Below are 6880 nucleotides of genomic sequence, written 5' to 3'. Positions count from 1 at the left end.
CGGCACTGACCCGGCCCCTGCTGATCGGCGTGGACGGACGCTCCGGCTCCGGCAAGACCACGCTCGCCGCCGCCCTCGCCGCGCGGCTGCGCCCGGTCCACCGCGTCACCGTGGTCCCCCTGGAGCAGATGTACCCCGGCTGGGACGGCCTGTCGGCCGTGACCTGCGACGACGGCCCGTACGTCCGTGCCCTCCGTCGCCTCGCCCGCGGGGAGACGGCGGAGGTGCCCTCCTGGGACTGGCACGCCGGCCGCCCGGGTCAGCCGGGCGAGGTGCCGCCGACCGACGTCGTGGTCTGCGAGGGGCGTGGGCGCCTCTGCCGCGGCGCCCGGCCGCTGCTCGCCCTGGGGGTCTGGGTGGATGCCGACGACGAGGACCGCCGCGCCCGTGCTCTGGCCCGCGACGGCGAGGTCTACGCGCCGCACTGGCGACGCTGGGCGGCGCAGGAGGAGGAGTATCTCGCCGGGCACTCCCCGGCCGACGCGGCCGACGTGCGCCTGCGCCTCCACTGACCTGCACCGTCCCTCGCGAGGCCTGCCCCGGCGGACACGACGACGCCCGGCGGGCAGCGGATGGCGCGCACCCGTCCGCCTCCGCACCCACCTCCCATCCCCCGCACCGAGGAGCCCGATGACCCAGCCCGCCGCCTCCGCCGTGGTCGGAGCGACCACCAGCCACCAGGTCGTCTTCGTCGGCCCGATGGGCGTGGGGAAGACGACGGCCGTCAAGGCCCTGTCCGACATCCCGATCGTCAGCACGGACGTCACCCGCGTGGTCCGCCACGCCGTCGGCCTCACCACCGGAGGGAACGCATGACCGCCCAGCACCCGGAGCACTCCGCCGCCCCGCAGCTCGGCGGCACAGACACCGAGACCGAGGAGATGGCCGCCGACCCGGCGGTCGCCGAGCACTGGGAGCTGTGGTCCCGGATGATCGGCGGCATGGCGCTGCCTCGCCTGGAGAAGGTGACGCAGTCCGTGCCGGAGATCCGCTCCGCCATGCTCTGCACCGCCGACGGCATGAACCTCTGCGCCCTCGGCATCGAGCCGCAGGACGTCGGCCGCATGGCCGCGCTGAACTCCTCGCTGTTCGCCGTCTCCTCCTCGCAGGCCGAGATCGTCTCCTCCGGCGCCGCCTCACGCAGCGAGACCATGGTGAACGTCTCCACCGGTCGCGGCCACCTCGTCCTGGCCAGCTTCGTGCAGGCACCGCTCGGCCAGATGCTCCTGTCCCTCTCCGCCGAGGGCCTGCAGCTCGGCACGCTCATCGTGCACGCCCGCCAGGCCAGCGCTGACATCCAGCAGTGGCTGACCAAGGCCCAGGCGGACGGTGGGCTGGACGGGTGAGGCGAGGTCAGGCCGGGCTCAGGCGGGCGTGCACCATCGACTCACCGGCCAGGACCCTGCTGACCACGCGCTCGATCCAGTCGTCGGACATGGGCCGGCCGAACAGGACGTGCATCATGATGATCGCGCCGAGGTTGTCCACCGCGAACTCGATGTCCCCCGTCTCCGCCAGACCTGCGGCGTGCAGACGGGCGGTCATCGCCTCGACCAGCGGATCCACCAGCACGCCGCGGATGACCGAGCCCTGCTGGTCCTGCAGCGCGAGGGCGCCGATCAGAGCCTGGGACAGCGAGCTCGCGCCGCCGCCCTCGATCTCCTCCCGCATGCCCTCCAGCCACACGGTCAGGTCGCGACGGAGATCGCCCGTGTCCTCCGGGAGGGGCAGCGGGATGTCGAGGTAGCCCTCGCCGATGGACTCCACGAGCACATCGATCTTGGTGGGCCACCACCGGTAGACGGTCTGCTTGCTCACACCGGCGCGCTGCGCGATCCCCTCCATCGTGAGGCGGGAGAACTGGCCGGGAGCCATGAGCTCGGCCGCGGCGCGCAGGATAGCCTCGCGGGAGGCCTGGCTGCGCGGGCGGCCGCGTCGCTTGGGTTCAGTGGTCATAGTGTCTCCATATTACTTCAAAGCAATAGGAATACTGCACACATTGGGATTCTGTGAGCTGATCAAACAGTGGATACAGCCAACGGATAGCTGCGTGGGATTCCTCTTATGTTGAACAGTCCCCGACAGTCGACCCTCAGGGTCGCCGCCGCGAGCGGGTGTGCGCAGGGCATCCTTCGACCCGTGAGCGGACTCACGCATAGCTGCCGGCATTAGCGGAGCGCAGTGCTCCGCTTAGCGGTATGCTATTCACTGGAACGGCACCGATGCGCCGTCCCTGCCCCTCATCCCCGTCCCGGAAGACACACACCTCCCATGGCCCTGCTCCTGTACCGCCTCGGCCTCGCCTCGGCACGGCGACCGTTCGTGGCGATCACCGCCTGGCTCGTCGCCCTCGCCCTCGCCGTCGGCTCCTTCCTCGCCTTCGGCGGCACCCTGTCCTCAGCGGTGACCATCCCCAACACCCCCACCGCCCAGGTCACGGACCGCCTGGAGCGGGAGTTCCCGGACGCGGCCAAGGGGTCCGGGAGCGTCGTCTTCGCCACGGAGGACGGGTCGGCGTTCACGCGCGTCCAGCGGCAGGCGATCGCCGCCCTCATGAAGGACGTCGAGGACGTGGACGTGGTGGACGAGGCGCAGAGCCCCTTCGCCCTGCAGAAGCAGCTCGATGACGCCGAGGCCGAGGTCGCCGACGGAAAGCAGCAGCTGACCGACGGCGAGCAGAAGGTCTCCGAGGGCAAGGAGCAGGTGGCCGACGGCAAGGAGCAGCTGGCCCAGGGCGAACAGAGGATCGAGCAGAACCAGGCCGCGCTGGACGAGGCGAAGGCGCAGCTGGACGAGTCCCGGCCGAAGATCGACGCCGGCAAGCAGGAGCTGGACGCCGCCGAGGCCGAGCTCGACTCCGGCAGGCAGGAACTGGACGCCGCCGAGGCCGAGCTCGACTCCGGCAGGCAGGAACTGGACGCCGCCGAGGCCGAGCTCGACGCCGCACAGGCGCAGCTCGACGCGACCAGGGAACAGGCGGTCGCACAGGGACTGACCCAGGAGCAGGCGGAGCAGCGGACCGCCGAGCAGCAGGCGGAGCTCGACGCCGGCCGCCGGCAGCACGCGCAGGCCGAGGCCCGCTGGGAGGCCGCCAAGGCGGAGTACGACCAGGGCCTGGCCCAGTGGCAGGCCGCCAAGGCGGAGTACGACCAGGGCCTGGAGCAGTGGCAGGCCGGCAAGGCCGAGTACGACTCCGGTCTGGCCCAGTGGCAGGAGGGCCAGGAGAAGCTCGACGCCGGGAAGGCGGAGCTCGAGGCCCAGCGGGACAAGCTGGCGCAGGCCGAGCAGGACATCGCCGACGGCGAGCGGCAGATCGCGGAGAACCGTCCGAAGCTCGAGCGCGGCGAGCGCACCCTCGCCCTGACGGAGGACTTCCGTGCGGTCTCCGAGGAGGGCGACGTGGCCATGGGCCGCGTGGTGTTCAGCAAGCCGACCATGGACCTCGAGACCGAGCAGAAGGAGTCCGTGACCTCACTGCTCACGCAGGCGGACATCGACGGCGTGGACGTCCACCCGGACCAGCAGCTCAACGCCGCGGTCCCGCAGGTGATGGGCCCGGCCGAGGTCGTCGGCCTCGTGGTGGCAGCGATCGTGCTCGTGGTCATGCTCGGCGCGCTCGCCGCAGCGGGTCTTCCCCTGCTCAACGCCCTGGTCGGCGTGGGGGTGGGGGTCACCGGTGCCCTCGCGTTCTCCGGTGTGGTGGAGATGATGTCCGTGACCCCGGTGCTGGGCATCATGCTCGGCCTGGCCGTGGGCATCGACTACGCCCTGTTCATCGTCAACCGCCACCGCCAGCAGCTGAAGGCAGGCATGCCGGTGCGCGAGTCGATCGGCCTGGCCAACGGCACGTCCGGCAACGCGGTGGTGTTCGCCGGCCTGACCGTGATCATCGCCCTGGCCGCCCTCAACGTCACCGGCATCCCCTTCCTGGGCATGATGGGCACGGTGGCCGCCGCCTGCGTGGCGATCGCCGTCCTGATCGCCGTGACCCTGACCCCGGCGCTGCTCTCCCTGATCGGCGCGAAGGCGCTCTCGGCGAAGGAGCGCGCCCGTGTGGACGCCGGCGAGCTGCAGCCGCTGCACGGCGAGAGGCCCTCCCGCCGCGGCGGGACGAAGCGCAGCCGCATGTCCACCGGCACCGCGGTCGCCACGGCGCTGGCCTCCATCCTTGCCCTGGCACTGATCGCCGTCCCCTTCGGCTCCATGCGCCTGGGCCTGCCGGACGGCGGCTCCGAGCCCGTGGGCTCGGACTCCCAGGTGGCCTACACCCTCACCGGCGAGGCCTTCGGCGACGGCTACAACGGGCCGCTGGTGGTCACCGCGGACCTGCCGCAGGGCCTGGACGAGGACGAGGCCACAGACCTGCAGCTCGAGGTCGCCGAGCAGGTGGCCGGCCTGGACCACGTCCGTGCCGCCGTGCCCGCCGCGCTCAACGAGGACCGCACGCTCGCGATGATCCAAGTGATCCCGGACGGCGGCCCGAACGCGGTGTCCACCGAGGAGCTCGTGCAGACCCTGCGCGGCACCGAGGCCGCCGGAGAGGCCCACAGCCTCGCCGTGGCCGGTGTGACCAGCGGCTTCATCGACGTCTCGGCGAAGCTCTCCGAGGCCCTCCCGCTCTACCTCTCCTTGGTGGTGGGCCTGTCCCTGGTGATCATGGTCCTGGTGTTCCGCTCCCTGCTGGTGCCGCTGATCGCCACCGGCGGCTTCATCCTGTCCGTGTTCGCGGCCATGGGTGCCGTGGTGGCCATCTACCAGTGGGGCTGGCTCGGCCCGGTCTTCGGTGTGCACGCGCCGGGACCGGTGCTCAGCTTCCTGCCGACCATCATGATCGGTGTGCTGTTCGGCCTGGCCATGGACTACCAGCTGTTCATCGCCTCCGGCATGCGTGAGGCCTACGCCCACGGCAAGCCCGCCCGCGAGGCGGTCCTGTCCGGCCTGCGCGCCGGCCGGTCCGTGGTGATCGCCGCCGCGATCATCATGATCTCCGTCTTCGGTGGCTTCATCTTCGCCCACGACGCGATGATCCGGCCGATCGGCTTCGGCCTCACCGTGGGCATGCTCTTCGACGCCTTCGTGGTGCGCCTGCTGCTGATGCCGGCGGTCATGCACCTGCTCGGCCCGGCGGCCTGGTGGCTGCCCCGCTGGCTGGACCGGATCCTGCCGGACGTGGACGTCGAGGGCGCCAAGCTGGAGCGGGACCACGAGGCCCCGTCCGGGGACCGCACGGTCACCGGGCAGATCCCGCAGGCGGACTCCGCCGCCGGCCGCTGACGACGCGCACGCCGACCGACGCCGTCGGACACGACGCACCCTGCTCCGGGCGCTAGCCTGGGGCCATGAGCACCGTGTCCGGCGGCGTCGCCGCGTCCCATGAAGTCCTCGTCCTGCTGCGCCCGGCGGGCGTGTCCGGTCTGGTCCCCGAGCTGGCGGACCCGGCCCTGCCCCACCTGACGGTGAAGGACCAGGGCGTCACCCGCGGCGACGGGCTGTTCGAGACGGCCCTCGCCGTCCCCGGCGAGGACGGCTCCCTGACCGTCCGCAAGCTCTCCGCCCACCTGGGGCGGCTCGGCGGCTCCGCCGAGATCCTCGACCTGGCGGTCCCGTCCCCCGCCCAGTGGCGGCAGGCGATCGACCTGGCGCTCACGGAGTTCGCCCGTGCCTGCCCGGGCTCGGCGGCCACCGTGAAGCTCACCGTGACCCGCGGACCGGAGGTCGCCGCGGGGCTGGCACCGCAGCCCAGCGGCTGGGTGCTCCTCACCGCCACTCCCCGTCCGGATCCGTCCGTGCGCCCCGCCGGCATCCGGGTGCTGCTGCTCGACCGCGGCCTGGACTCGCGCGTCGCGGCGGAGGCGCCGTGGCTCCTCGCCGGGGCGAAGACCCTCTCCTACGCCGTGAACATGGCCGCCCTCCGTCACGCCGGCGAACGGTGCGGACGACGTCCTCTTCGTCTCCTCGGACGGCCAGCTGCTGGAGGGCCCCACCTCCACCGCCCTGATCGTCCGCCGAGACGACCAGGGACGCCGCGAGCTGGTCACCCCGCTGCGTCGGCAGGGCATCCTGGCCGGCACCTCCCAGGCCGTGGTGTTCGCCGCGGCCGAGCGGGCCGGCTGGCCGCTGGGCTACGGGCCGCTGACCCGTGCCGACCTCGAGGGCATCGAGGGCCTGTGGCTCGCCTCCTCGGTCCGCGGGGTGGTCCCCGTGCTGAGCGTGGACGGCGCCGATGTCCCCGTGGACGACGAGCTCACGGACCAGCTCAACGCCTGGCTCCGCGAGGACCAGGACCCGGGCTCCCACGCCGTCACCGCCGACTGACGGAGGCCCCGCCGCCACCTGTGCATCCCGTCGCCCCGGGACCGCCTCCGCGCGATCCCGTGCGGCGGTGATCCGGCCCCGCGCAGGATCCGCTGCCGGGCCCTCGTGCGGCACGCCGTGCCTGCGCCCCCACCCCGCCGGTAGGCTGGGGTCAGCACGTTGCCGGACGGCCCCGTCCGGCCCTCCAGTCCCCGAAGGAGACCCCCTCCATGAACAAGCTCGTCCACAACCTGCTGGCCACCGGCATCACCTTCGCCGGCGGCATGGTCGGCTCCCAGCTGGTTGCCACCGGCTGGCGCCTGGCCACCGGCCACGAGGCCCCCCGCGACGCCACCGACGACGAGCTGCCCCTGGTGGAGGCCCTCTCCTTCGCCTTCGTCTCCGCCGGCATCTCGGCCCTGATCAAGGTCGCCGGCCAGCGCAGCGCCGGCACCGCGCTGCGCCGGTTCGAGGAGAAGACCGGCAAGAACATCGACGACGAGGTCTGAGCCGACCCGCACCCGGCTCCCGCAGGGAGCCGGGGGGCTCCGCCCTCCCCCACGACGACGGCGACCCACCCCGGCCG

6 protein-coding genes and 1 pseudogene are annotated in these 6880 nt (G+C 72.6%); 6 read left to right on the top strand and 1 reads right to left on the bottom strand.

The features are described from left to right. The 3 genes from AC2W7A_RS07580 to AC2W7A_RS07570 form a co-directional block, all read left to right on the top strand. On the top strand, nucleotides 1–512 hold a 512-nt coding region (locus tag AC2W7A_RS07580), incomplete at its 5' end, for a nucleoside/nucleotide kinase family protein (protein WP_485990820.1). A 118-nt stretch (nucleotides 513–630) separates the two neighbouring features. After that, on the top strand, nucleotides 631–816 hold the full coding sequence (locus tag AC2W7A_RS07575; protein WP_485990819.1) for a hypothetical protein: 186 nt from the start codon (nucleotides 631–633) through the stop codon (nucleotides 814–816). After that, nucleotides 813–1346 (top strand): roadblock/LC7 domain-containing protein, encoded by a 534-nt coding sequence (locus AC2W7A_RS07570; RefSeq protein ID WP_485990818.1) that lies wholly within the window; start codon nucleotides 813–815, stop codon nucleotides 1344–1346. The genes AC2W7A_RS07575 and AC2W7A_RS07570 overlap by 4 nt, the downstream gene beginning before the upstream one ends. Before the next feature lie 7 nt (nucleotides 1347–1353). Here AC2W7A_RS07570 and AC2W7A_RS07565 read toward each other — a convergent pair whose 3' ends face one another. Further along, nucleotides 1354–1956 (bottom strand): TetR/AcrR family transcriptional regulator, encoded by a 603-nt coding sequence (locus AC2W7A_RS07565; RefSeq protein ID WP_485990817.1) that lies wholly within the window; start codon nucleotides 1954–1956, stop codon nucleotides 1354–1356. 315 nt (nucleotides 1957–2271) lie between these two features. Here AC2W7A_RS07565 and AC2W7A_RS07560 point away from each other — a divergent pair, with 315 nt between their 5' ends. The 3 genes and pseudogenes from AC2W7A_RS07560 to AC2W7A_RS07550 all read left to right on the top strand — a co-directional run bounded on the left by AC2W7A_RS07560 (nucleotide 2272) and on the right by AC2W7A_RS07550 (nucleotide 6803). Further along, nucleotides 2272–5274 carry an MMPL family transporter gene (locus AC2W7A_RS07560; RefSeq protein WP_485990816.1) on the top strand — a complete coding sequence of 1001 codons (3003 nt, stop codon included), beginning with the start codon at nucleotides 2272–2274 and terminating at the stop codon, nucleotides 5272–5274. Nucleotides 5275–5339: 65 nt separating this feature from the next. Then, nucleotides 5340–6315 (top strand): annotated as a pseudogene (locus AC2W7A_RS07555) (aminotransferase class IV). A 209-nt stretch (nucleotides 6316–6524) separates the two neighbouring features. Continuing rightward, on the top strand, nucleotides 6525–6803 hold the full coding sequence (locus AC2W7A_RS07550; RefSeq protein ID WP_485990815.1) for a DUF4235 domain-containing protein: 279 nt from the start codon (nucleotides 6525–6527) through the stop codon (nucleotides 6801–6803). The last annotated feature ends 77 nt before the right edge of the window (nucleotides 6804–6880 follow it).

This window comes from Micrococcus sp. LASM2_SD2 (assembly GCF_057364565.1).
This window is presented reverse-complemented; position numbering and strand designations above follow the sequence as displayed.